General features: G+C 50.2%; 29 protein-coding genes. 19 read left to right on the plus strand and 10 right to left on the minus strand.

Annotation, left to right across the window (positions count from 1 at the left end; translation table 11 throughout):
- Window positions 1-4 precede the first annotated feature (4 nt).
- Window positions 5-1162: a murein transglycosylase A gene (gene mltA / locus EOE65_RS03940; protein ID WP_127692983.1), complete on the minus strand. Its 1158-nt coding sequence runs from the start codon at window positions 1160-1162 to the stop codon at window positions 5-7.
- Window positions 1163-1461: 299 nt separating this feature from the next.
- On the opposite strand from mltA, the gene EOE65_RS03945 reads away from it, so the two are divergent.
- Window positions 1462-2523, plus strand: a complete 1062-nt coding sequence (locus EOE65_RS03945; protein WP_127692984.1) for a hypothetical protein — start codon at window positions 1462-1464, stop codon at window positions 2521-2523.
- An 84-nt stretch (window positions 2524-2607) separates the two neighbouring features.
- The gene (locus EOE65_RS03950; protein WP_127692985.1) at window positions 2608-3153 is read left to right on the plus strand and encodes a hypothetical protein; all 546 of its coding nucleotides are present in this window, start codon (window positions 2608-2610) and stop codon (window positions 3151-3153) included.
- Window positions 3154-3194: 41 nt separating this feature from the next.
- Here the strand turns inward: EOE65_RS03950 and EOE65_RS03955 are convergent, their stop codons facing one another.
- From EOE65_RS03955 to purM, 5 genes are all read right to left on the minus strand, one after another.
- Entirely contained in the window at window positions 3195-3437 is a 243-nt protein-coding gene (locus EOE65_RS03955) for a hypothetical protein (protein WP_127692986.1), read from the minus strand.
- An 83-nt stretch (window positions 3438-3520) separates the two neighbouring features.
- Window positions 3521-3784: a YfcL family protein gene (locus EOE65_RS03960; protein WP_127692987.1), complete on the minus strand. Its 264-nt coding sequence runs from the start codon at window positions 3782-3784 to the stop codon at window positions 3521-3523.
- A 2-nt stretch (window positions 3785-3786) separates the two neighbouring features.
- Window positions 3787-4491 carry a DUF3108 domain-containing protein gene (locus EOE65_RS03965; RefSeq protein ID WP_127692988.1) on the minus strand — a complete coding sequence of 235 codons (705 nt, stop codon included), beginning with the start codon at window positions 4489-4491 and terminating at the stop codon, window positions 3787-3789.
- A gap of 27 nt (window positions 4492-4518) precedes the next feature.
- Complete coding sequence (purN, locus tag EOE65_RS03970) at window positions 4519-5172, minus strand: phosphoribosylglycinamide formyltransferase (protein ID WP_127692989.1); 654 nt, start codon at window positions 5170-5172, stop codon at window positions 4519-4521.
- Window positions 5173-5176: 4 nt separating this feature from the next.
- Complete coding sequence (gene purM / locus EOE65_RS03975; RefSeq protein WP_127692990.1) at window positions 5177-6232, minus strand: phosphoribosylformylglycinamidine cyclo-ligase; 1056 nt, start codon at window positions 6230-6232, stop codon at window positions 5177-5179.
- A 248-nt stretch (window positions 6233-6480) separates the two neighbouring features.
- Here purM and EOE65_RS03980 point away from each other — a divergent pair, with 248 nt between their 5' ends.
- The 8 genes from EOE65_RS03980 to EOE65_RS04015 all read left to right on the plus strand — a co-directional run bounded on the left by EOE65_RS03980 (window position 6481) and on the right by EOE65_RS04015 (window position 12048).
- Complete coding sequence (locus EOE65_RS03980; RefSeq protein WP_127692991.1) at window positions 6481-7608, plus strand: AI-2E family transporter; 1128 nt, start codon at window positions 6481-6483, stop codon at window positions 7606-7608.
- A complete protein-coding gene (gene hda / locus EOE65_RS03985) occupies window positions 7595-8302 on the plus strand; it encodes a DnaA regulatory inactivator Hda (RefSeq protein ID WP_127692992.1) in 708 nt (235 codons plus the stop codon). Before EOE65_RS03980 ends, hda begins: the two co-directional genes overlap by 14 nt.
- A 7-nt stretch (window positions 8303-8309) precedes the next feature.
- Window positions 8310-9005: a TIGR01621 family pseudouridine synthase gene (locus EOE65_RS03990; protein WP_127692993.1), complete on the plus strand. Its 696-nt coding sequence runs from the start codon at window positions 8310-8312 to the stop codon at window positions 9003-9005.
- A gap of 5 nt (window positions 9006-9010) precedes the next feature.
- A complete protein-coding gene (locus tag EOE65_RS03995) occupies window positions 9011-9229 on the plus strand; it encodes a hypothetical protein (protein ID WP_127692994.1) in 219 nt (72 codons plus the stop codon).
- A 13-nt stretch (window positions 9230-9242) separates the two neighbouring features.
- Complete coding sequence (gene tcdA, locus EOE65_RS04000) at window positions 9243-10022, plus strand: tRNA cyclic N6-threonylcarbamoyladenosine(37) synthase TcdA (protein ID WP_127692995.1); 780 nt, start codon at window positions 9243-9245, stop codon at window positions 10020-10022.
- 125 nt (window positions 10023-10147) lie between these two features.
- Window positions 10148-11068 (plus strand): hypothetical protein, encoded by a 921-nt coding sequence (locus EOE65_RS04005; RefSeq protein ID WP_127692996.1) that lies wholly within the window; start codon window positions 10148-10150, stop codon window positions 11066-11068.
- A 35-nt stretch (window positions 11069-11103) separates the two neighbouring features.
- Entirely contained in the window at window positions 11104-11640 is a 537-nt protein-coding gene (locus EOE65_RS04010; protein WP_240656903.1) for a uracil-DNA glycosylase family protein, read from the plus strand.
- Window positions 11641-12048, plus strand: coding sequence for an MmcQ/YjbR family DNA-binding protein (locus EOE65_RS04015; RefSeq protein ID WP_338067667.1), 408 nt, complete (start codon window positions 11641-11643; stop codon window positions 12046-12048). It begins immediately after the preceding gene.
- On the opposite strand, the gene EOE65_RS04020 is transcribed toward EOE65_RS04015, so the two are convergent.
- On the minus strand, window positions 12028-12879 hold the full coding sequence (locus EOE65_RS04020; protein ID WP_206052600.1) for a DMT family transporter: 852 nt from the start codon (window positions 12877-12879) through the stop codon (window positions 12028-12030). The two genes, EOE65_RS04015 and EOE65_RS04020, sit on opposite strands and share 21 nt — an antisense overlap.
- Before the next feature lie 192 nt (window positions 12880-13071).
- Between EOE65_RS04020 and EOE65_RS04025 the strand changes: the two genes are divergently transcribed.
- The 3 genes from EOE65_RS04025 to EOE65_RS04035 all read left to right on the plus strand — a co-directional run bounded on the left by EOE65_RS04025 (window position 13072) and on the right by EOE65_RS04035 (window position 15824).
- Complete coding sequence (locus EOE65_RS04025; protein ID WP_127692998.1) at window positions 13072-13833, plus strand: SDR family oxidoreductase; 762 nt, start codon at window positions 13072-13074, stop codon at window positions 13831-13833.
- Between the two features lie 238 nt (window positions 13834-14071).
- Complete coding sequence (locus EOE65_RS04030; protein WP_127692999.1) at window positions 14072-15454, plus strand: NAD(P)/FAD-dependent oxidoreductase; 1383 nt, start codon at window positions 14072-14074, stop codon at window positions 15452-15454.
- Window positions 15455-15464: 10 nt separating this feature from the next.
- The gene (locus tag EOE65_RS04035) at window positions 15465-15824 is read left to right on the plus strand and encodes a cupin domain-containing protein (protein WP_127693000.1); all 360 of its coding nucleotides are present in this window, start codon (window positions 15465-15467) and stop codon (window positions 15822-15824) included.
- 132 nt (window positions 15825-15956) lie between these two features.
- On the opposite strand, the gene EOE65_RS04040 is transcribed toward EOE65_RS04035, so the two are convergent.
- On the minus strand, window positions 15957-16424 hold the full coding sequence (locus tag EOE65_RS04040; RefSeq protein WP_164847006.1) for an SRPBCC family protein: 468 nt from the start codon (window positions 16422-16424) through the stop codon (window positions 15957-15959).
- Window positions 16425-16838: 414 nt separating this feature from the next.
- Between EOE65_RS04040 and EOE65_RS04045 the strand changes: the two genes are divergently transcribed.
- Window positions 16839-18146, plus strand: a complete 1308-nt coding sequence (locus EOE65_RS04045) for an MFS transporter (protein WP_127693002.1) — start codon at window positions 16839-16841, stop codon at window positions 18144-18146.
- An 11-nt stretch (window positions 18147-18157) separates the two neighbouring features.
- The gene (locus tag EOE65_RS04050) at window positions 18158-18562 is read left to right on the plus strand and encodes a nuclear transport factor 2 family protein (RefSeq protein ID WP_127693003.1); all 405 of its coding nucleotides are present in this window, start codon (window positions 18158-18160) and stop codon (window positions 18560-18562) included.
- Here EOE65_RS04050 and EOE65_RS04055 read toward each other — a convergent pair.
- Window positions 18552-20174, minus strand: coding sequence for a methyl-accepting chemotaxis protein (locus tag EOE65_RS04055; protein ID WP_127693004.1), 1623 nt, complete (start codon window positions 20172-20174; stop codon window positions 18552-18554). The genes EOE65_RS04050 and EOE65_RS04055 overlap by 11 nt on opposite strands.
- Before the next feature lie 308 nt (window positions 20175-20482).
- Here EOE65_RS04055 and EOE65_RS04060 point away from each other — a divergent pair, with 308 nt between their 5' ends.
- The 4 genes from EOE65_RS04060 to EOE65_RS04075 all read left to right on the plus strand — a co-directional run bounded on the left by EOE65_RS04060 (window position 20483) and on the right by EOE65_RS04075 (window position 22689).
- Window positions 20483-20680: a hypothetical protein gene (locus EOE65_RS04060; protein ID WP_127693005.1), complete on the plus strand. Its 198-nt coding sequence runs from the start codon at window positions 20483-20485 to the stop codon at window positions 20678-20680.
- 166 nt (window positions 20681-20846) lie between these two features.
- The gene (locus EOE65_RS04065) at window positions 20847-21623 is read left to right on the plus strand and encodes a GFA family protein (RefSeq protein WP_127693006.1); all 777 of its coding nucleotides are present in this window, start codon (window positions 20847-20849) and stop codon (window positions 21621-21623) included.
- Window positions 21624-21755: 132 nt separating this feature from the next.
- Window positions 21756-22094 carry a zinc ribbon domain-containing protein YjdM gene (locus EOE65_RS04070; protein WP_127693007.1) on the plus strand — a complete coding sequence of 113 codons (339 nt, stop codon included), beginning with the start codon at window positions 21756-21758 and terminating at the stop codon, window positions 22092-22094.
- Window positions 22095-22287: 193 nt separating this feature from the next.
- A complete protein-coding gene (locus EOE65_RS04075) occupies window positions 22288-22689 on the plus strand; it encodes an MAPEG family protein (protein ID WP_127693008.1) in 402 nt (133 codons plus the stop codon).
- Between the two features lie 71 nt (window positions 22690-22760).
- Here the strand turns inward: EOE65_RS04075 and EOE65_RS04080 are convergent, their stop codons facing one another.
- Window positions 22761-23747: a response regulator gene (locus EOE65_RS04080; protein ID WP_127693009.1), complete on the minus strand. Its 987-nt coding sequence runs from the start codon at window positions 23745-23747 to the stop codon at window positions 22761-22763.
- Window positions 23748-23759: the final 12 nt, after the last annotated feature.

The raw sequence follows: 23759 nt of genomic DNA on the forward strand, positions 1-23759 counted from the left end.
TTCCTTAGTTACAGCTGAGGTCTGCTGTATTGTTTGTTATCTGTTTTGGAATTAAGGCGTACAGTTGCCCGCGTTGCTTCATATGTCCTGCCAGTTGCTCGGCGCGTTCACCTCTGCCAAAGAAGACATCGGCTCGCACTGGACCTTTGATGGCGCCGCCGGTGTCTTGAGCAATCATGAGTCGTTGATACGGCTGTTTGCTCTTTGGCAGCTCGGTGTCGACCCAAACGGGCGTTCCTAGCGGGATGATACTGCGATCGACCGCAATACTCCGTTCTGGCGTAAGTGGGACATTAAGCGAGCCACGCGGCCCATTTTCCATGTCGTGTCTTAATGTAAAGAAAATATAGCTAGGGTTAAGGTTTTTAATCTCATCGGCTTTTGCAGGGTTGCTCTCTAACCACGCGCGAATACTTTGCAATGATATATCTGCAGCATCAATGTAGCCGCGTTTTACCAGCGCTTTGCCAATAGCGTAGTAAGGTTGTCCATTTTGATCGGCATAGCCGACGCCCACCAACGAGCCATCCGGTAATTCAACTCGGCCTGAGCCTTGAATATGCAAGAAAAATGCTGCGTTAGGGTCATCGATCCAGAGTAGCTCTTCCCCTTTTAGTGGCTGCTTGGAGGAGTCGATCTCTTGGCGGCTGTAAAAAGGAACCACTCGGTTGTTCTCAATACGGCCCCTTAAGCGCTGCTTCTTCAGCTCCGGCAGTCGGTCGCCAAAATCGATCGTGAGCATCTGTTCTGGGCGTTTATAGAGAGGGTAGTGGTATGTTGTATCACGATTAAAACTCCCTCTCAGAGTGGGTTCGTAATAGCCTGTAATAAGGCCCTCATTCTTGCCTTGTAAGCCAATCAGCGTGTGGGGTTGAAAGTGCTGTTTTAAAAGCGCGCTTAAGGCGTTGTTGGTGTCAATTTGGCCACTGGTTAGTGCGTCGCAAGCGGTTTTCCAGTGTTCTGATTTCTTGGCTAATCGTGGGCACTGATGCTCTAGGGCTTGTTTCGCTTCGATGAGGTTATCTGTATTCCACCCACGCAGGTTATCCCAGCACACTGCAGGACCTAATCCGGGAGAGGGAGGTGGTGCAACTTTGCCACTGCATCCGGCCAATAGTGCCATGCCAGTCAGTAGCGCTAGGCGAACAAATAGTGGTCCCATGATTCTCCTTTATTATCTCATTGAAGAGAAGTGCCAGTGTAGGCGTGCATCTTGCTTCTTTCGTTGTTGGGTTGCAATAGTCGGCTAAATTTATCCGGCTTTTTGCAATCATTAGCGAGCTGTGATTTCGCAAAGCTCTGTGTGGCTGAGGCTTAAAGCGCCAAATGCTGGGCATTGAGTCAGTCGCTTTGGAGGAGTGTGGGCGCAGTTAGTTCAAGGGAGAATGAAGGTATACACACGATAGAGCGGCAGGCATTTGCCTGCTATCTATCTTGTCTTGCCGCTTCTTGGAGAAATATATGATTATTAAACAATCTAATATTCAGATGTCCTCGGAACATCATTTCAGCGCAGCAACGCATGAGGTTGTCGAAGGGCAGGCAAGTCTGTTTGATCTGATGTTTGCTCAGGCAGGCTCAGCAGAAAACGCTGAACCACGAACCGTTCCATCTTTGCTGGTGTTGACTGACGAGGGCTATAAGTTTCGTGAAACCACAGCGGATGAGCAGAACACAACCTTGGCTGAGCAAAATACAGCATCGAAGCTGTTTGCGGCGCTGTATAAAGCGTTAACGGGAAAGGAGATCCCTAGTACGGAATTGCCAGATGCGGATGCTGGAGATACCGGTGGTGTCGTCAATGATGAAAATGGTCGGGTGCAATTTTCTGAAGCGACGCGCGGGCTGGGTGTCTCGTTTAAGGTGTCGATGGAGGTGGGTGTGACTCAAGTTTATCAGGAGCATGAGTCGTCTCAATTCCAAGCCGGAGGTGTCATCCAAACGGCAGATGGGCGCGAGCTTGCAGTCGGATTATCGGTGTCGATGTCCCGTTCGTACGAATCCAGCAGCACCTATCGTGAAACGCGTGAAATCGAGTTTAAGGACCCGTTGATGTTGGCGTTTGACGGAGATGGTGTCGAGCTTGATGATAAGCGTTTTGAGTTTGATATCGATGCTGATGGTGAGAGCGATTGGCTCCACTATTTAACGGGTAATGATGGTTGGTTGGCCTATGACCGCAATGGTGATGGAACGATCAATGATGGCAGTGAGCTTTTTGGCGGATTGAGTGGCAACGGCTTCCAGGATTTGGCAGCTTATGATGATGACCAAAATGGTTTTATCGACGAGGCAGATGATATCTTTTCCAGTCTGGGTATCTGGCAAAAAACAGCTGATGTTGATCAGCTTACCTCGCTTAAAGATCGAGATGTCGGGGCCATCTATCTAGGATCTCAGCAGACGCCTTTCACTATCAAAGATGATGCAAACGAAACGCAGGCTCGTGTTGCACGATCGGGTATGTATCTGACTGAATCGGGTGAAGCTAAGGCCATGCATCAAGTTGATATGGCGGTGTAGTGATTCCCCTTTGAGCAAGACGGCTATTGTAGGCTTTGTGCCTATCGCATTAAACTAGCGGTAGTCTTGCTCAAAGGGTTTGGTATGAACAACCGATTACGTAGTTGTATTGCTATTTTGGCCATGTTTGGAAGTGTGAGTGCTGCCGCTGATGCGAAGTCCGCTGTGGGTTTGCAGCAGATGAAACAAGCATCTGAAATTGGTGCAAGTTGTACTGGTTTTTATGATGGGGTTTACGCGCTGCTGCATCGTATGCAGAAAGATGCGGATTCGGCGGGGCTGGAGCAGCTAAAAATGGTCTGGCCGGGGATCGATCAAAGCAGCGTCTTTCGCCAGTCTACGGCGTCTATGCTGATGACCGATATTTTCATCGCTAAGATAAACCAGTCGTTTGATGTTGATCCACCCATGACGCTGCAAAACTTTAGTCAGCAATATGTTGAAAGCCGTAAGAGTACGATGGACTGGAAACACTCTATCACAGGGAACGCTATCCTCGAGCGAATGCGAGATCAGTGTGAGCAAATTATCCGCATTTCAGTGGAGCGTGGCACGCTACGTGAGGGGATGTTGAATAAGGCAATAAAACAGCGCGCTAGGGCGTTAGGTATTGAAGTGGATGGTGTTTGAACAATAACAAAAAAGGTGCCTTGAGGCACCTTTTTATCTGCTTAACTCACTATTTGGCGAGCTTCTTGGCGGCGGGCATATTCTGCGCCCACACGGCAGCCGTAAACACCGACTTCGCCTTTCCAGCGCATCCATGTGATGAACTGGCCTACGGCCTCGAGAGCTTCACCAAAGCGTGATTGCTTCTCTTGCATCTCATCAAAAGCGCCCATTGCCTGTAGCTCAGCTGCAATACGGCGGTCGTCAGCAGCATTACCTGTAAAGTTCATGCCATTTAGGTTCATAACAACACTCCAGCGTGTTTATTACTTGGTTGTCGAAAATTTGACCAAAGTATAACGCGGTTTGTTGCATTGCACAAACATTTCTAGTGAGCTTGTGCAACTAAACCTTCGTTTAAGAGTGCGCGAATGCCTGCCCGGTCTTCGTCGCTGAGGCGATCTTCGGCAAGTGCTGTATCCACGTTGCTGTTGAGCAGTTCAAAGCACTCAGCTGGGTTGTCTTCGAACTCGGCTTCAGCCAAGCTAACATGGCCTAAAAGGTAGCTAGAGTAGAAGCGGCGGTTATCGTCATCTTGTTGTTCTTGGTTTAGCAGCCACTGGTAAAGAGCAGGGCAGTTAAAGTCTTGCATCGTTATAGTTTTTCCAAAGATTTGAGTTGCAGGGCATACTTTTTACCGTCCGGCTCGGTTTGCTCCAGTTTGACGATGGCATACTCCAGTGTTGGGGCAAACCAGATATAAGTAATGCGGTCTGAGTTCTTGCCTCTTTCCATTTTAACCTTAACGGTTTCATACTCGCCGGCAGGGGTTGTGACACGCTCTGCATCAAGAATACTGAAGTGATAAGTTTTCAGCTTGCCACCATCGGCGACTTGGTAGGTGAAGGGCCCTTGCTTTTTATTGATCAGATCAAGCCGCATCTGGAGCTGATAACTCAGTTTATCTTGTGTTAGCGCCGGGATGGCCATCTTCCAAGGCTTGCCCTCAACGTTGTTGCTGACCTCTAGGGCGCTCCAGTCAAAGTCCAGCTCAGCAAGGCGCTTCTTACCCAAGACCTTGCGTTTGTATCGATACGCAAGGGGTGTGATTTGTTGCTCAGTTACCGCTACTTTGCTCGATTCTTTAATCGATGCCACTAGCGCAGCTGCTTGGGTTTCGAAGTGCCATTGTCCATCTTCAGTTTTGGTTAGCGAGCGCGTCACGTCACCATCTAGCGCCACACCAACGTCCCATTTAGAAGCATACGTGGCTTTAAAGGGTGATATTGGTAGCTCTTGGGCAAGCGATACACTGCTAACAAGTAGCGTTGTAAATAAACCGGCAGTTCTTATAAGCATGGGCAAGCCTCCGAGTCGTTAGGCAATCTAGTCTTCGTAAGGAACTGTGAAACCGTTGGCAGGCAAAGGTTCCCCATCAAGCAAGATAGCGCTATCGGTGACCTCTAGTCGCCCGTTGCATAGCCATTCAACGGCGAGCGGGTAGGCGACATGCTCCCGCGTATGAACTCTTGCTTGCAATGTATCTGGGGTGTCATCCGCTAGGATAGGCACTTGAGCTTGAATGAGGAGAGGCCCACCATCGAGCTCTTCAGTTACCACATGAACGGTGCAGCCATGTACCGAGTCGCCATTTTCTAGCGCTCTTTGATGGGTATGCAGCCCTTTGTATTTGGGTAAAAGCGAGGGATGAATGTTGAGCATACGACCTACGAAATGGCTAACAAAGCCTGCCGACAAGATACGCATAAAACCAGCGAGTACGATAAGGTCTGGTTGCTCGGCATCGATAACTTTTTGTACTTCACCATCGAACGCCTCACGGCTATCAAACTCACGATGATCGATGAAGGAAGTAGGGATGTTTGCGTTGCTTGCGCGTGTCAGCCCGTAGGCGTCAGCTTTGTTGCTGATGACGCGTACAATGTTGCCATTGATGCGGTTCGCATCAATGGCATCCATGATCGCTTGCAAATTTGATCCGCTACCGGAGATCAAAACAACAATGCGCTTTGCTGGCATTGGGTTACTCCCCATCAACCAGTTCTACTTGCTCTTCATCGCTCGCGGCATTAGCGATTTCGCCAATCACCCATGCCTCTTCGCCAGCTTCAGCTAAGCAGTTCAGCGCGTCTTGGGCTTGCGCTGATGGCACGCAGATCACCATACCAACACCGCAGTTAAACGTGCGATACATCTCTTTGGAGTCAACATTACCAGCAGACTGAAGCCACTGGAACACGCCCGGGATAACCCATGAGCTAGTGTTGATCACCGCTTTTGTATCTGCAGGTAAAACGCGTGGAATATTCTCTAACAGGCCGCCACCAGTGATGTGAGATAGAGCGTTAACCTGTACTTGTTTCATCAGTTTCAGGATAGATTTCACATAGATGCGTGTCGGCTCCATCAGAGCGTTGCCGAGTGTTGTGCCATCGATTGATTGCTCAAGATCAGCATCAGCAACTTCAAGAATCTTACGGATCAATGAGTAGCCGTTTGAGTGGGGACCGGAGGATTTAAGGCCGATTAGCGTATCGCCTGCAGCAACTTTAGAACCGTCGATGATCTCTGACTTCTCAACCACACCTGTGCAGAAGCCTGCGAGGTCATAGTCGTCGCCATCGTACATGCCAGGCATCTCGGCCGTTTCACCACCCACTAGCGCTGCGCCTGCAAGCTCGCAGCCTTTACCAATACCTGTGACCACGTCTGCGGCAGTATCCACGTTCAGCTTGCCTGTTGCGTAGTAATCTAGGAAGAACAGCGGCTCTGCGCCGGCAACAACAAGGTCATTCACGCACATGGCAACCAAGTCGATACCGATCGTGTCATGTTTGCCAAGGTCCATTGCTAGGCGCAATTTTGTGCCCACACCATCAGTACCTGATACCAAAACGGGTTGCTTGTAACCTGCTGGGATTTCACACAGTGCACCGAAGCCTCCAAGACCACCCATCACCTCCGGGCGAGCAGTGCGTTTTGCAACGCCTTTAATGCGATCAACAAGCGCGTTGCCTGCATCAATATCAACACCGGCATCTTTGTAGCTTAGGGACGTTTTGTCAGAACCTGTAGACATGGACTCTCAACCTTATCAAACGGAAAATGCACCGCGCATCGGAGCGCTTTTGGCTTGCGATGGCAGCGTTTAAAAAATTAGGCGCTATTTTAACAGGTTGCGGGTATGCCCGCTATGCAAGTGAATACATAAAATGGCCGGCTCCGATACGCTAGGTAAGATCAGTGAAGCGGCTATAAGTAGGTGATATATCGTTTAAACGTGTTACCCTTCGCGACAACTGATCAGTGGAGTTTGTAAACGTGGGTATGGATAGTGTTTTTACATCGCAAAAATGGTTTTTGCTGATTGTTGTGGCCGCAGTATCGTTTTTGTTCTATCTGCTTGGGCCGATACTGTCGCCATTTTTAGTGGGAGCCCTGCTCGCCTATCTTACAGACCCCATGGCCGATCGCCTTGAAGAGATGGGCGCGTCGCGCACATCGGCGGTGATTATCGTCTTTATTGTGCTGGGCGCTTTCTTCTCATTAGCTGTCTTGATGGTGTTACCGAAGTTAGGCCAGCAGATTCAGCTGATGATGCAACAGATCCCACAAGTGATTGATCTTTTTGAGAATAAGGTCTTCCCTGCGCTACAAACCTACCTAGGAACAGATGCCCAAATCGGTGACTTCAGCATGATTAAAACGCTGATTGCAGGCAACTGGGAAGAGACCGGCAATATAATGACGCAGCTTGCCAAATCTGTGACTAAGTCCAGTTTGGCGGTAATGGGCTGGATCGCGAACCTGCTTCTCATTCCTGTTGTGACCTTTTATCTGTTGCGTGACTGGGATGTGATGATGGCCAAAATTGGCCGACTACTGCCGCGCAACATCGAGCCTAAAGTGACGATGCTTGCAACAGAAAGTGATGAGGTGCTGGGTGCCTTCATCAAAGGTCAGCTGTTAGTTATGTTGGCGCTGGGTACAGTTTACGCGGTTGGCTTGTGGCTAGTGGGTGTGAACCTTGCGCTACTACTCGGTATGTTGGCGGGCCTTGCGAGTATCGTGCCTTATATGGGCTTTATCGTGGGTATTGTGGCTTCTGGCGTAGCCGCCTATATGCAGTTCCAAGACCCAATTATTTTGGTTTGGGTGGGTGTAGTATTTGGTATCGGCCAAGCGCTTGAAGGGATGGTGTTAACGCCGTTGTTGGTTGGCGACCGGATTGGCTTGCATCCGGTTGCGGTGATTTTTGCGATTATGGCGGGTGGTCAACTATTTGGTTTTGTTGGGATTTTGATTGCACTACCCGTTGCTGCCGTAATTATGGTATTTTTGCGTCATCTGCACGATGGTTATAAAAGAAGCCATCTTTATGGTTCGGAAAAGGTGGAACCACCTGAAGATGAGCCAGAGTACGAACAGGAAAATATCGTTAATGAACAGCACTAATGCACCGCAACAGTTACCGTTGGGTGTGTCGCTCAGAGATGAGGCGCGTTTTGAGAATTACCAAGTAGGGGATAACGGCCTTGCTTGCGGTATGATTCGCCAAGCCGCTGTTGGCGAGGGAGAGCAGTTTCTTTATGTTTGGGGCAGCGAGGGCGTTGGTTGCTCGCACCTGCTGCAAGCCGCTTGTCATGTTGCAGAGCCACTTCGCCGTCCCGCCGTTTACCTGCCCATGAGTGAAATTATCCACTTAAGCCCAGTCATTCTAGAGGGGATGGAGCATCTGAGCTTAGTGTGTATCGACGATATTCAGTTGATCGCAGGGCACGGGGTTTGGGAAGAGGCGGTATTTCATCTATTCAACCGAATTCGCCAAGAAAACAACACACTGATCGTCGGTGGTAATGCGGCGCCGCGGCAGTTGCCGATCGCGCTACCTGATTTGGTTTCCAGACTGAGCTGGGGTGTTGTATTCCAGTTACTACCGCTGGATGATGAAAACAAAATTGAAGCGATCAAGCTACGTGCTAATCTGCGTGGCTTTAAATTGCCTGATGATGTTGCCAAATACCTCGTACACCATGCCAGCCGCAGCATGAATGACCTATGCCAAATGCTGGATCACCTTGATAAAGCGTCCCTCACGGCGCAGCGTAAAGTGACGATCCCGTTTATTAAACAAGAGATGGGGTGGTAAAACCGCGTTGCGAGCATCAAGCGCTTTTTCTGTTGTAGGCGACCATCCCGATTTCGTTGTTATCGATAAGCCGCCGGGCATCTCCTTCCATAAAGATGACAATGACACTGGGCTAGTGATGCAAGTGTCGGAGCAGCTCGGATGTGAGCTATTCCCGGTTCATCGCCTTGATAAAGTGACATCTGGTTTGTTGCTGTTAGCGAAAAGCTCGGCGGCAGCTTCGTTGCTTTCTGCTGCCTTCGCAGAGCGACGGGTTGATAAATTCTATCTTGCTATTAGCGATAGAAAACCCAAAAAGAAACAGGCGATCATCATCGGAGATATGGTTAAAGCGCGACGCGGTTGTTGGAAGCTCACAAAAACGCGCGACAACCCTGCTGTTTCACGCATTGTTAGCGGTGCCTTGATTGCAGGAAAACGTTTGTACTGTATCCGCCCCGCAACTGGTAAAACGCATCAAATTCGGGTGGCGTTAAAGAGTATTGGCGCGCCGATCTGTGGCGATCTTGCATACGGTGGTACGCCGGCAGACCGCGCTTACCTTCACGCATGGCAGTTGCACTTTAACTATTTGGGCGAACCCTATACTTTTCGTGCTGACCCAACAGTTGGCGAACTCTTTTCTGGTGGCGCGCTTGATACGCTATTAGAGAGCTGGGCGCAGCCAAATGCGCTGAGCTGGCCCGGAAAAATGAAGGACTAAACAGAATGACACAATCAGAACGTATTGAACGCGATTTCACCGCGCGTGATAGTGAAGAGCAGCAAGCGTTTTTGCAGCAAACGTGGTGTGATAACTGCCAAGCTGCTGACCTTGGTATGCACACCCCCATCGAATATGAGATCGAAGGCACGATCTTCGTCGAGGGGCGCTGCAGCCGCTGTGGTGAGCCTGTTTACACTGAACTAACCGATGATGACATTTAGTTAAGAGAGTCCCATGAGTGTAGATCTGCGTTTTGGTGGCATTGTCCGATTATATGGCGAAGATGCGTTTGCTGCGTTTCAGAATGCACATGTGTGTGTCATCGGTATTGGAGGCGTTGGATCATGGGTTGCTGAGGCGCTAGCGCGCTCTGGCATCGGTGAGATTACCCTCATCGACCAAGATGATGTATGCGAGACGAACATCAACCGTCAGATCCACGCAGTCACTGATACCGTGGGCCGCGATAAAAACACTGTCATGGCGGAGCGTATATACGGCATTAATCCTGAGTGCTTGGTGCATGAAGAAGCGTGCTTTATCTCCAAAGAGAATGTCGCAGAGCTTATTGATGATCGCTTCGATTATGTCATTGATGCTATCGATAGCGTTAAAGATAAAGCAGCTGTCATCGCTCATTGTCGTCGGAATAAGGTTCCTGTCGTGACCGTGGGCGGAGCGGGTGGACAGGTCGATCCAACTGCCGTGACTGTGGTTGATCTTTCCAAAACGTATAATGATCCGTTGGCTGCAAAAACACGCTCCTTTTTACGCCGGCATTATGGTTTTAACAAGACCGGTAAGAAGTTCTCGGTTGAGTGTGTTTTCTCAACAGAACAGCTGAAGTATCCTCAGCCTGATGGCTCGGTGTGCAATCAAAAAACGGTAACCGACGGTCAAACACGCCTTGATTGCAGTGGTGGTTTTGGTGCCGCTACTGTCGTCACAGCGACCTTCGGCATGATCGCCGCGTCACGGGCATTAAATCGCATAGCTGAGCGCGCTAAGGCTTGAATTAGCCTTTTACAAAGCACCAGATTTCGAGCTATCCTTTAGTTGTAGTTAGTTGTGAGCTAAGCAATGCCTGACAAGCCGCTTTATGTTTAGCGCCTCATGTTACGAGCAGAAGGCAAGCGGATATGCTAAGACCACTTCAACCTCTTATGGCACCCTCGCAGAGCGGCTTTGGTGCACGCCTGCAGAGTGGCCTAACCTCACAGGAACCTGCCAACGAGGCACAAACCCCACTGGTCACCTCTGAAGAGCTGAAACTGCTGAAAGAGTGGCCAGTAGAGAACCTCACAGACATTCTCAATCTACCGGATGCTGCGTTAGATACGACCGCAGATGACTACCTCGCGTTTCATGAGCAAGCGGGGCGAATGTTCGAAACCATCGTGCCACTGATGAAAGATAACGCTGCAACAATACGCTTTGGTGTAGGCGGCGCGTCTTGGGATATTGGGATCCCTTTTGATCTTGATCGGGCAGCCCTTAATAACCGTTGGCGCTACGAGCGGCCGATTGCGTGCTGGGTACGAAAACATGCTCAAGAGATCGAGGCGATTGCCAAGCTTGGTCGCCCTTACGCGCTCGCTAGCGCCTCGTTAGATGTGCAAACGATGAGCGGCGTAACCCGTGAAGAAGCTGTTGAAACGGGTTGCTACGCTTCCTATTTGCGCCAAATCTACCTGCGTGCCTTTAATTTATTTGGTATCAACCCGCTGCCGGTTGAGGAGTTGGGTATTAACGGTATTGATCCTTGGATGCAAATCGTAGCGAGCCCTGCTATCGACCCAACGCGTTGCACCGGACAGCAGTTGCAGCGCTGGGCGAAAACCCAGTTTTTCACCCTGCATATTCCATTTGAGTGCTACTCGATTTTGGCGGGTTTGCCCAATAGCTTGTCCATTGCTGAGCGGATGCAGATGTGTGAATGGCGGGTGATCCTAGAGAAAGAACTGTCGCAGGTTTGGTTACAGGGCAATGATAGTGAATGGTTGGAAGCCACACTGAACTGTTTGCTTGATCCTGCTAATGCCTCTGCGAGCGCTTCCTAACGTTGACTACGCTTGAGAACGTTAAGCGGTGCACGGTGTGCGCCGCTCAACTACCCAATCCACCTAAACCGATACTCCAGTTTAATCCAAAGGCTAAAATACTGATTGCAGGGCAGGCACCCGGACAGATAGCGCATGATGCGGGTGTACCGTTTCAAGATGCCAGTGGCGAGCGTTTACGCAGTTGGATGGGGATCACGAAAAATATCTTCTACGATGCAACGCAGGTTGCCATATTGCCCATGGCATTCTGCTATCCGGGGAGGGGTAAAAGCGGTGATTTAGCACCATCCCCCGAATGTGCGAAGCACTGGCATGCAGCGCTCCTAAGCGAATTAACAGCCTGTGAGCTGATTCTTGTGGTGGGCAAGTATGCAATGCGCTATCACCTTGGTATCGTTAACCCTGCTGTCACTTCGGTTGTTGCTGATTGGAACTATGTGGGCAACTGCTATTTTCCGCTGCCCCATCCAAGTCCGCGCAACAATATCTGGCTGCGCCGCAACCCATGGTTTGAAGAGCGCTGCGTTCCGTTATTGCAGAATCGAGTACGTAGTATACTTGAGTATTAGATGATGAAGCACGATGAACTGTTAACTTATCTTAAAGCGATCCCTGGTAGCGAAGAAACCTTTCCTTTTGGTGCAGATGTACCCGTGTTTAAAGTCGAGGGTAAGATGTTTGCGTTGGTGGCTAAACGCGAGGGGCGCAGGTTCATCAACCTAAAATGCGATCCTCTCCATGCGGTGGAACTGCGCGACATATTTACAGCAGTCACAGCGGGTTATCATATGAATAAGAAGCACTGGAATAGCGTGGACCTAGCAGGGGACCTACCCGATGGCGAGCTTCTTCGCCTAGTGGACCACTCCTATACCTGTGTTGTGCAGGGCCTACCAAAAGCGGCACGTCATCGCTTGTTTTTAGCCCATGGTGAAGAGCGCATTATGCGCGGGCGCTTACGTGCGCTTAACCAATAGAAAAGACCAAATCCCTGAAGCGAAGATAATCGCTAGTCCTAACATACTCCACGTATCTGGTAGTTCGCTAAAGAGGAGTACACCCAACACCACTGCTGCGACTAGCTGCGAATACACGAAAGGGGCGACGACATTTGCATTTAGCCGCCGGTTCGCATCGATGATAATTAGGTTGCCGAGTGCGGATGCGAGTGAGCTTACCAACACTAAGCCGATGGTAAAGCCGTCTATCTGGGTAGGGAGCATCGACAAGCCTTTAGGCGCGAGCAGCAAACTGCCAAAGAGTAGTGTTGATAGCAGAATAACGCGCGGCCGGTAGGTGCCAGCGAGCCAGCGATTGGTTACTAGCATACAACCGTAGAGCGTTCCTGCAGCAAGGGCGAGCAATAGCCCTGAACTCATCCCAAACCCCGGCTTTACCACCAGTAGAACACCGCCGAAGCCTGCAAACAGTAGTAGCGAACGGGCCAGAGTGATCGGCTCCTTAAGGACGAGAGCAGCCAAAAAATACGCCACAATCGGGCCGATAAAAAATACGCCGAAGACATCACCAATAGGCTCTGTTTTTAACGCTGAAAGCATGCAACTGATAGCACCAGAAAATAAGCAAGCACGGAACACTAAGCGCCAATTAAAGAGATCACGCCACTCCGTTTTGGTCAGTCGGCTGAAGGGCAGTAAGCATACAAAGCCCACAGACAGGCGGCTCCACGCGATAAACAGAGGCGACATCCCCCCGATGGCTAAGATCTTACCCGCCGAATCCCCGAGGGGTATTAAGCTCATGCCGAAAATGATGAAAGCTACTGAAGTCCATCTGAGTTCCTGCATTCGTTAGGCGTTCCATCGTAAGGTAAGAAGGGGCTGTTGTTTATAACCTATCGCTTTGTGATGAGCAAACTCGCACGATGAATAGCGAATAAGGGTATCCACTTATTATTGATGGAATTTTTAGGCAGATTGCAGTATAAATTGACGTTTACGTTAAGGTCATAATAAAAGTAATTTAAAAGGACAAACCACATGCAAATTAAAGGTAGCGTATTTGTTATCACCGGTGGCGCGCGCGGTTTAGGCTTCGCAATGGCTGAGCATCTAGCTGGTCTTGGCGCAAAACTAGCGTTGATCGATATTAACCAAGATGAACTGGATGCTGGCGTAGCGAAACTAGCTGAAACGGGTGCAGAAGCACGTGGTTACCTTTGCAATATCACTGATGAAAAAGCAGTCGAAGATACATTTGCGGGTATTAAAGCGGATTTTGGCCGCTTAGATGGCTTGGTTAATAACGCGGGCTTAATGCGCGATGGTATGTTGATCAAAGTGAAAAATGGTGAGCTGGTGGGGCGTATGGCGCTTGATCAGTGGAAATCTGTCGTGGATGTCAATATGACCGGCACATTCCTATGTGGTCGCGAAGCGGCAGGTATTATGGCGTTACAAGGCGATGGCGGTGTCATCATCAATATCTCGTCTGTGTCGCGCGCAGGCAATATGGGCCAAACCAACTACTCAGCAACGAAAGCTGCTGTAGCCACGATGGTGGTGTCGTGGGCGGGTGAGCTCGCGCGCTTCGGTATCCGCACAGGTGGCATTGCACCGGGTGTTATAGCGACCGAAATGACAGCGCAGATGAAGCCTGAAGCGATTGATCGCATGGTGCAAGCGGTACCGCTAAAGCGCTTAGGCGAGGTAGCCGAGATGGCGCATACTCTGCAATACATTATCGAGAACGACTTCTTCACTGGCCGTGTTGTGGAGATGGATGGCGGCTTACGTATCTAATCACTTCTCTCTACCGGCTAGGAGCTCTCTTGGCCGGTCTCTCTTCTCTTTTCACTCCTCTTTTCTAATGCTCTTAAATTTAACACATGAGTACCTGCTTACTGTGTGCTTGAGTGTGCGCAATTGGTGAATACTTTTCGCTAAAAAGTCTTATAAATGAAAAAATACAATATTATTTCATTTTTGTTTCTCATACGCTGGCGGCCTGCTTACACAACAAGAATAACTGAGGTAAAAGATGGCAGCGAAACAAACAGACGCTATCGCAACGCCGGCAAGTTACGATCCCTTACTGGAGAATTACCCCGGGGCCGGATGGCAGCTTCCTGACTCTTATTGGAGTGCAACAACCGATATCGCCGCAGATAGTGGGGTGCTCAGCCAGCAGGAAGCCGCCGATGTTGCGATCATCGGTGGTGGTTACACAGGCCTTGCGACAGCCTACTACCTTGCTAAGACATTTAATCTCTCCTGCGTGGTGCTAGAAGCTAATCAGGCGGGCTGGGGGTGCAGTGGGCGCAATGGAGGCTTTGCCCTTAAAGCGGGTGGCCGTATGGGCTACCAAGCGATGATCAACCGTTTTGGCCTTGCTGGCGCACAAGCGATGTTCAACGAGACCTTTGCAGGTCTTCGACGCCTGCGTGAGCTTATTGACGATGAACGCATCGATTGCGAACCGCAAGCAGATGGCCATCTTTGGGTGGCGCACAAACCTGCGATGATGGAGACCGCTAAGTCTGAGGCTGAACTGTTGAAACGCGCTTTCGGTTACGAGACCGAGTTGCTATCGAGCGAAGCGCTAGCGCAACGGTACTTTAAAAGCCCAGAGGCGGCAGGCGCGTTGCGCTTCCCTGATGGATTTGGTCTGCACCCAATGAAGCTGATGCAAGGTTATGTGCAGATGGCGATGCGCCAAGGCATAAAGCTTTACCGAGCGAGCCCCGTTATCCACTGGGAAAGTGTTGAGGGTCGCCATGTTCTGCATACGCCTCAAGGTTCTGTCACTGCTGCGAAAGTGGTGTGCGCCACCAACGGTTATACCTCGCCTAAATTGCATAAAGGGCTAACAAACCGCACCTTCCCAGTGCTCTCTAACGTGCTCGTCACCGCGCCGCTTAGCGATGCGCAACTAGCAGAAACAGGGTTCAAGACCAATCAAATTATCACCGACACTCGGACGCTACGTTACTACTATCGTAAGTTGCCAGATAACCGAATTCTGATTGGCGGGCGCAGCGCGATTACCGGTAAAGATGCCCTCAACCCCCGCCATGATGAGATGCTGGTAGACAGCTTGCAGCGTAAGTTTCCTGCGCTTGAGCAGATCGGCATCGACTATAAGTGGGGAGGCTGGGTATGCGTCACCTACGATGATCTGCCCCATGTGGGTCAACTACCGGATGATAGCTCGGTGTTCTATGCCATGGGATATGGCGGCAGCGGCGTTTCTTTCTCATTGCAGGCGGGTTGGCGTCTAGCTCAGCAGATCGCGGGTGATAAAGAGGTACCCCCACTACCGTTTTATAACCAACCGCTTAAGAAGTTCCCCTTTGCACCCTTTAGGCGTATGGGCCAACGGATGCTGTACCAATACTTCCACCTACGTGACGAATACAAGTAAGGAGCTAAGCATGGCACTTATCGACCAAGTTGTGAGTTTTAACGACCATCCAGTACCGCTGCAGCCTTTTGTGACACCGCCAGAGCGCCTGATTGCTGGCGACCCTGCGCAAACCATCGCGCTATATACCAATGAGTTAGATGGCAAGCTGATTGCTGGCTTATGGGAGAGTGAGCCGGGCAAATGGGAAGCGGTGGCGCAAAGACGTGAGTTTTGCGTCATCCTTGAAGGCCGCGTGATAATTTCGGATGAGGCGGGTGGTGAAAAGGTCTATACCGCAGGTGATTCGTTTATGTTGCCGTATGGCTTTAAAGGTTACTGGGAAGTTACCGAATTTTGCCGTAAGTACTTTGTGATTCTGCAAGATTAATCGAACCGCAGCCGCAGGTGATGGCGGCTGCTGACCCTATCTTGATCTTTTGAGAGGCTTACGCCTCCGCTACAACGTCTATCGCCAGTCAACTGCTTTTATTAGCTGGTCACTAGCACGCGTTTGCAGACGCTATTGGTACAGCGCCTGAAGGTTGTTCAGACCTGCTTGGTAGATCCCACGGACAATCTCTGCCGCTTCTTCGGCGGAAACTCCATTCGCTTCGAAGCTTGAGCCCCATGTGACTTGCGCCGTGCCATTAGGGCCACGGGTGACGCTGATCGTGGAGTTATATCCGGAGACCGGTAAAGGGGATTTATCGATCATATAGCTGTACTGCTTGTCGCTTTGCTCGGTGAGCGTCTCCACAAATTGGGCACCGTTTTGCAACGTTAGGATACGAATATTGCCATCCTGAGTGCTGGATTTAACGGCTGGATGCCAACGATGAAGGCCGTTGTAGTCGCCCACTAAGGCCCAAACAGCGGCTGGCTGACTGTTTAGGGAGATGCTCTCTTTAACGCTAATGGTTTCAGCATGCAATGTAGATGCAGCTAGTAGTGATGTACCTAACACAAGAGGGGGGAGAAGCTTGTCCATGTTATGCCTTTTCTTATTGTGATGATGTTGCGATAAGACTGCCCTAGTGCGGGGGCTAAACCTATTCTTCTTGTGCAGCACACCTAAAGTGTCGGATAGCGGTAGCACCAAAGCGCTGTTTGGCTTATCCATTCGGGTTTAAACGCAAAAAGGCAAGCGGGGAGTAGGTAAAAACATCACTCCAACGTCTGAGAGATAAGTTTGTTTTGGTGTAGCACCTGATAGCGAGCATAGGTCTATCGGCTTATACTCAGGCTACGACTGGATCGTACGTTTCACGCGTATCCGTGTTTTAAATCGCCATGGTGACACGCGATCTTGCCGCGGCTCTTTTGCTTTTAACTCATCTAAGGCACGTTATTTTCACGTAGCTAGCTATAATGTGCCCTCCAAACAAGCTAACCAGATACCTCCATGTCGACGACAAAAGTAAAGCCGAGTTACTTTTCCCGCTTCCGCTATCTCATAGAGGACGAGCACGAAGCGCGAGCCTGCAAAGATATTGGTGAAGATGCCTGCCACGTGGTGCCGGGAAACGAGCGTCTCATGCTCTTGGCGCTCGTATTCAGCAAAATCGCTGATACTTTCGCTAGCGCAAAAATTGTCTTGCCTTGGCTAATGGCTGCCACAGGCGCACCGCTGTTTCTGACGTCATTACTGGTGCCTATTCGTGAATCTGGCTCAATGCTGCCGCAGCTGTTGTTAGGTGCCTATGTTCGGAAAAAGCCTATCCGCAAGGGCTTTTTGGTACTGGGCGGTGTATTACAAGCGCTGATTATTGCAGGGTTTGTGTGGGTAGCGATTAGTTTAGATGCGCTAGCGGCGGGTATCGCTATAGTATTGTTAACGGCGTTATTTAGTCTTGCAAGGGCAATATCGTCAATCGCTAACAAAGATGTTATCGGAAAAACTATTCCTAAGCAGCAGCGCGGTCGCGTCAGTGGTAATGCAGCCAGTATTGCGGGCTTGGTGAGCATTATTTTTGGCGCGGCGCTGATGTATGGCTGGCTCGATAACGGTGGCGAGCTCTATTTGCTGATACTCGCTGCGGCCTGTTTTGCGGCCAGCGCGCTGAGCTATGCACGCATACGAGAGTTTGCGGGCGCCACTGAAGGCGGTGTGAACGCGGTACAGGTGGCATTAGAGAACATTCGTTTGCTGCGCAAAGACGCGGAGTTCACACGCTTTGTTTTGGTACGTGGTTTTATGATCAGTTCGGGTTTGGCGGCTCCCTATTTCGTTCTGATGGCGCAGGCTCAGGAGGGTAGCGGTTTACACGCGTTAGGTCTGCTGATTGTGGTTAGCGGTGTTGCCAGTTTCATCAGTGGTAACATTTGGGGGCGTCTTGCTGATAGTAACAGTAAACAGCTGATTACCTTAACGGCGATACTAACGGTCATCGTCTGCGGTGTGGGCACTGCGCTGGCGGCGATAATTAGTAGTGGTTTCTACCTCTATCTAGGGTTGTTCTTCGTGCTATCAGTGGTGCACGAAGGGGTGCGCCAAGGCCGAAAAACCTACTTGGTTGATATGGCAGGCGGCAATAAACGCACCGATTATGTCTCGGTCAGCAATACGTTGATTGGCGTGCTATTGCTAGTGGTGGGTATTATCAGCGGTGCTATTGCCCAGTACTCGTTGGCGGCGGTATTAGCGTTTTTCACCTTACTTAGCTTAGTGGCTGCGGTGCTGAGCTCCCAGCTCAAATCTGTTTCTGAATAGAGGATACTCCCATGGAAGGCCTTCTAGCTGTCCGCGAACAGTGGTTAAACGCATTCTTGGCAGCGGACGTTCCGCAGCTAAAACAGATCGAAGCGGACGACTTTATCGCCGTCTCTGAGATGGGTATCGAAACGCGTGATACACGTTACGCCGCTATCGTTGCAAGAGGTGAAGCAGAGCGGTGGTTTAAGCAAAGTGCTGAGATCCAAGATATCGATGTGCGTGTTGTGGCACGAGGAGATCTTTATCAAGTGGTTGGCAGGAGCCAAGTGATCGCGAAGGGAAACGTGATACGTGATCTTTATATCAATGAGTTGTGGGGCAACAGGGGCGGACGCTGGCAAGTGCTGAGCTTGCACCTCTGTGAGGCGTCCACACCAGACGCCCTCTCAGAGGCGGAGCTAGTTAAACTCTGAATTTCTTTATTTCGTGCTCTAGTTGGGTTGAAAGGCGGGATAGCTCTTCACTACTTTGAGCAACCACTTCAGATGAGGCGGCGGTCTCTTTTGAAACGGTTGAGATATTAACGAGGTTTCGGTTCATCTCTTCTGCCACTTGCGTTTGCTGCTCGGTGGCGGCTGCAACCTGTACGGCCATATCGCGGACTTGGCACATATGCTCAACGATGCTGCTTAGCTCGCTACCGGTATATTTTGCTGTGTTAACGCTATCTTCCGCTTTTTCAGTGGATAGCTGCATCGATTGAACGGCGCGTTTAGTTCCTGAGCGTAGACGCTCATTCATATCACGGATCTCGCTGGTGGAGTTTTGGGTGCGCATGGCCAGCTGGCGTACTTCATCGGCGACGACCGCAAAACCCCGGCCAGATTCGCCAGCACGAGCGGCCTCAATGGCAGCATTCAACGCCAGTAGATTGGTTTGCTCCGATATCCCTTGAATCTCGCTTAAAACCTTGCTGATCTCTTCGGTATCCTGTTCCAATGTCCGTATTACCTGTTCCGAGTGGCACACCTCTTGGGAGAGTGACTGAATTTTTACAATTGTCTCATCAACGTTTTTGTTGCCGGTTTCTGCTTCATGGTCGGCGCGGTCGGTTGCTCTGGCAGATTCGGAGGCGCTTTTGGATATCTCTTGCACCGTTGCTGTCATCTCGTCCATCGCAACAGCCAACAGTTCGGTTTCCGAAGACTGTTGTGTTGCCCCAGAACTGGTTTGCTCAGCACTGGCGGCCAGTTGGGCAGAGTTGGTTTGCAGCTGATGGATGGATTGGCCAAGGCTTATAATCAGGCGTTGGAACCGTTCTAGCATGTCGTCTACGCTGCGGCTAACACGGCCTAGCTCGTCATGGGTGTCGATCTTAACCCGTTGCGTGAGGTCTGCTTGTGCCACTGCTTTCATTACGGTCTCGATACGTGCTAACGGGCCGGTGATGCTTTTTACAATAGGAATCGCGATGCCCAGCAAAATAGCTGCAATCACGAAGGCTGATGCGGCAAACTTAAGTAGTTCGTTACGAAATGCCTCATCAAGATCATCTATGTAGATGCCGGTGCCAATCACCCACGCCCAGGGTGCAAATGATTGTGCGTAGGTGATTTTTGGCTGCGGGGTGTCGAATCCTGGCTTTGGCCAATCGTAAGAGAAATACTCGGCTGCGCTCTGGCGTGCGGCGAGTTTTGCCATTTGCACAAAGATTGCTTCTCCAGATGCGGTGACAGTGTCGCTGAAGTTTTTACCGCGAACGCGACTATCGCTGCCATGGCCACGCATCGTGGCGTTTTTATCTAGCACGAAGAAGTATTCTTGACCCCGGTACTTCATTGTTTCTATGGCAGCGAGCGTGTTCTCTTGGGCTTCTGTTGCCGAAATAGTACCGCGCTGCACGAGTTGATATTGCTGCTGTGCAACACCTAGGGCGGTTTCCACAAGGGACTTGATCTCGGTTTTGCGTGCCTCCACCAGATCCTTGTGGCTAGAAAATAGCCCGAACAACTCGGTCACTAAAATCGCCAGTACTGCAACAATGACTAAAGTATTGAGCCGATTTCGAACGGAGAGATTTTTCATCGTGGTTCCTTCACATGGTTTGATGACTACAGCGACGCTTAGCAGAGAAGCAACTTACCTGTATGAGCGTTCAAGAAACAAAAGTAGCTGTCGAATCACAGAATGCCAACTAACATATGGTGCTAATTGGCATCACTTTTGACGCAAGTCAGAATTATGAGTGTCGTTTGCAGGTTACGAAAATGCCGTGGTGCATAGCTTAGTGATCAACAGACATGCTAACGTGGCGCTCGCGCTGATAGGCCACTTTGTTAGCAGGCCACTATCCTCAGCGTGAGTTTTGACGTGTGAGCCCAAGGAGTTTTTATATGGACCGATATTCTTACCATGAGGCACTTGATCGTGTTTTCATCCAAGCCAGTCAATTAGAAGCCGCTTTGGGTGAGCATCCCGTCATTCATCATCATCCCGAGGCAAAAGCGCTTTATGAACAAGCCTCTGATAAACTCGGCGCCCTGTATCAATTGCTTGGTGAGCTAAGTTTTCAGCAGGATCAAAAGAATTAAGTGGCCTATACGGCGGTGTTGAAAACGATAGCTGTGTGAGGTGAGCGGTGCTTAGTTCAGGGTAGAAGGGGGCTTGGTCGAGCGGAGATCTTCGATTTATCTGATTGTCTAGCTTAGAATTTTGGGCCTTTTGAGAGATAACAGGTTCGTGCAGGAGGGGCAGAGTATGGAAAGTTTGTATCGAATTATTCGGCAAGAGGAATGGCACGAAGTGCGTAAGGGGCAGTTCATCCCGCGCTGTGGCAATGATAATAACGCCGATCGGATCCACCTCAATGTGCGCGAGGCGGTCGAGCATGTTGCCGCGCTCTATTTCGCGCCTGAAGAAAAGCCGATGGTTCTGGAGATAAGCCCGCTGAGCTTTGCAGCGCAACTGGAGTGGCTTGAACCTGATGAGCACAAGCCGTGGCGTCAGCCTCTTGCGAATATCCCTCAATTGCCCATTGAATCTGTCGTTAATGTCTATGTGCTGATTCATCAAGAAGTTGATGGGCAGCGCACCTACAAGCTGGGGCCAGCCGAGCCTTCGCAGCAGAGTGATGGGCATTACACCGGCTCTTGTTTGTGTGGAGGCGTGCGCTTTTCTGTTGCGGAGTTCAGCTCTCAAGCTGCCAACTGCCACTGCAGCATGTGTCGAAAGTTTCACGGAGCGGCCTTTGGTACCTTGGTTGCCGTTGAGGGGCTACGTTGGTTGTCGGGGCGTGAGCTATTAAAAGAATTTACGGCTCCAAATGGCACGGTACGCTCTTTTTGCTCGTGCTGTGGTTCTAGTCTGGGCTTTCGCGTTAAGGGTGCTGAGCTGGACGAGATGGAGCTAGCGATCGCGACATTCGATTCCGAGATCCCCGTAACGATTGATGCTCAAATCTACACCGCTTATAAAGCAAACTGGTGTGTGCTGGACCCTGATCTGCCAGCGTTTCCAGATGGGAGAGACTCCTGAAGGTAGAGAGCGATAACGCATAATCGTGTGATTTTTCCGCAATTTTCAGACAAAATTGAAAAATTGATTGAATTTAGTGCGCTTGGGGCTACCATGCTCGCAACATTAACCCACAGAAAAGAAGTTGTTTTTATGTCTTTGCCTCCTTGCCCAAACTGCAGTTCTGAATACGTCTATCAAGATCAAGAGATGTTGATCTGTCCTGAGTGTGCCCATGAGTGGAACCCAAATGAGGTACCAGAAGAGGATGATGTCATTACAGCGAAAGATGCAAACGGCACATTGCTGGCCGATGGCGATAAAGTCACCTTAGTGAAAGATCTTAAGGTCAAAGGTAGCTCTCAAGTGCTTAAAATTGGCACTAAAGCGCTCATCCGTCGCATTGTTGAAGGTAAAGATCACCAGCTCGATTGCAAGGTGGATGGCGCTGGCGAAATGATGGTGACGGCAGCGTTTGTTAAAAAAGCCTAATGATCTATGCCAAGAGAGCGGGTAATGCAGCTCTCTTGGTTTTCCTGCCAGCTCTGCCTCTTCTTGTTGTTTCCATCTCTCTCCTACAGGGCCGCTCTTCAGTTTCCAGCCTCGCTTATAATCCCGTACGCACGGGGTTTTATGCTGTACTATCGCAGAAGCGATATCAAAATTTAGGTTACAAGGAGTGACTATGATCTATCCGATGGCCGCGATGGTGCTGCTGATCTTTCTTGTTGGGTTTTATGCCCTCGGTGCGCGTATTCGCGCGGTGCGTAGTAAAGCGCTCAGCATTAAATACTTCAAGCTGATGGGAGGAGAAGCGGCCCCAGATGATGTGGTTAAATCAACGCGCTGCTTCAACAATCTTTTTGAAGTTCCAACGCTCTTCTTTGCCGCGGGCGTGGCTGCGTTAGTGACAGGTGCTACGGGCTCTGCGATGCTGCTGTTTGCTTGGCTATTTGTCGTTTCGCGCGCCGTACAAGCGTTTGTCCATCTCACTGACAACAATGTCAGAGCGCGAGCGCTATCCTATTTTTCCTCTTTGATTAGCGTGGCGGTTATGTGGGTGCTGCTGGTGGCTCATGTTTCATAAAGGCCTATGAAAGGTAACTTTGTTGCCTTTCATGTCGTTACGTGAGGAAAATAGGCGTAGTATTTAGGGAGTTATTCATCTTTAAACCGCGCTCGGATCGCTAGAATTTCATCGATGTTTTCCTCGAATAGATCAACGAGCTTGGGTTCAAAGTGTTTCCCTTTTTGTTCGCGAAGATAGTCCAGTGTTTCATCGATCGGCCAAGGTTCTTTATATGGACGGCGGCTGGTGAGTGCATCAAATACGTCTGCTAAGGCGACGATGCGGCCCTCAATGGGAATTTCGTCTGCTTTCAATCCTTTGGGGTAACCCGAACCATCCCAGCGTTCATGATGTGTTAGCGCGACCTTTTTGGCCAAGCTTATCAGCCCGGAGTCTTCATCTCCCAAGATATCAGCGCCTATCTGTGGATGTGTTTTCATCACCGCGAACTCTTCATCGGTCAGCTTGCCGGGCTTTAGCATGATGCTATCGGGTATGCCAATTTTGCCGATGTCGTGCATCGGCGCTGCGTGCAGCAGCATATCGGCTTGGTGCTCGCTAAATCCGTAAGCGATGGCGAGCACTTTAGAGAAATGACTCATGCGCATGACATGCATACCCGTTTCGTTATCTTTGAATTCAGCAGCGCGCCCGAGGCGTTGGATGACTTGTAAACGGGTAGCTCGTAACTCATCGGCCTGAACCAATGACAGGTGCGTGCGAACTCTGGCCTCGACAACGGCAGGGGATACGGGCTTGGTGATATAGTCTACGCCACCAATCGCAAACCCCTGTGCTTCATCCTGCTCTTCGCTGAGTGCGGTGACGAAAATCACAGGTATTGCTGCAAATTCAGGATTTTGCTTGAGTTGCTGGCAGACCTCAAACCCGGTCATGTCAGGCATCATAATATCAAGTAGGATCAGGTTAGGGCGCTGCTGATCAACCACACGCAGGGCGTCGGCGCCGCTCTTGGCGAATACGAGCCGATAGTTGCCTTTGAGGATCTCTTTAAGTACACGTAAGTTGGCGGGTTCGTCATCAACTATGAGTATTGTTTGTTGCATACTTTGCATTTAGGGATGTCC

The sequence above is a fragment of the Neptunomonas marina genome, assembly GCF_004005935.1.
In the GTDB taxonomy this organism is placed as follows: Bacteria; Pseudomonadota; Gammaproteobacteria; order Pseudomonadales; family Balneatricaceae; genus Neptunomonas; species Neptunomonas marina.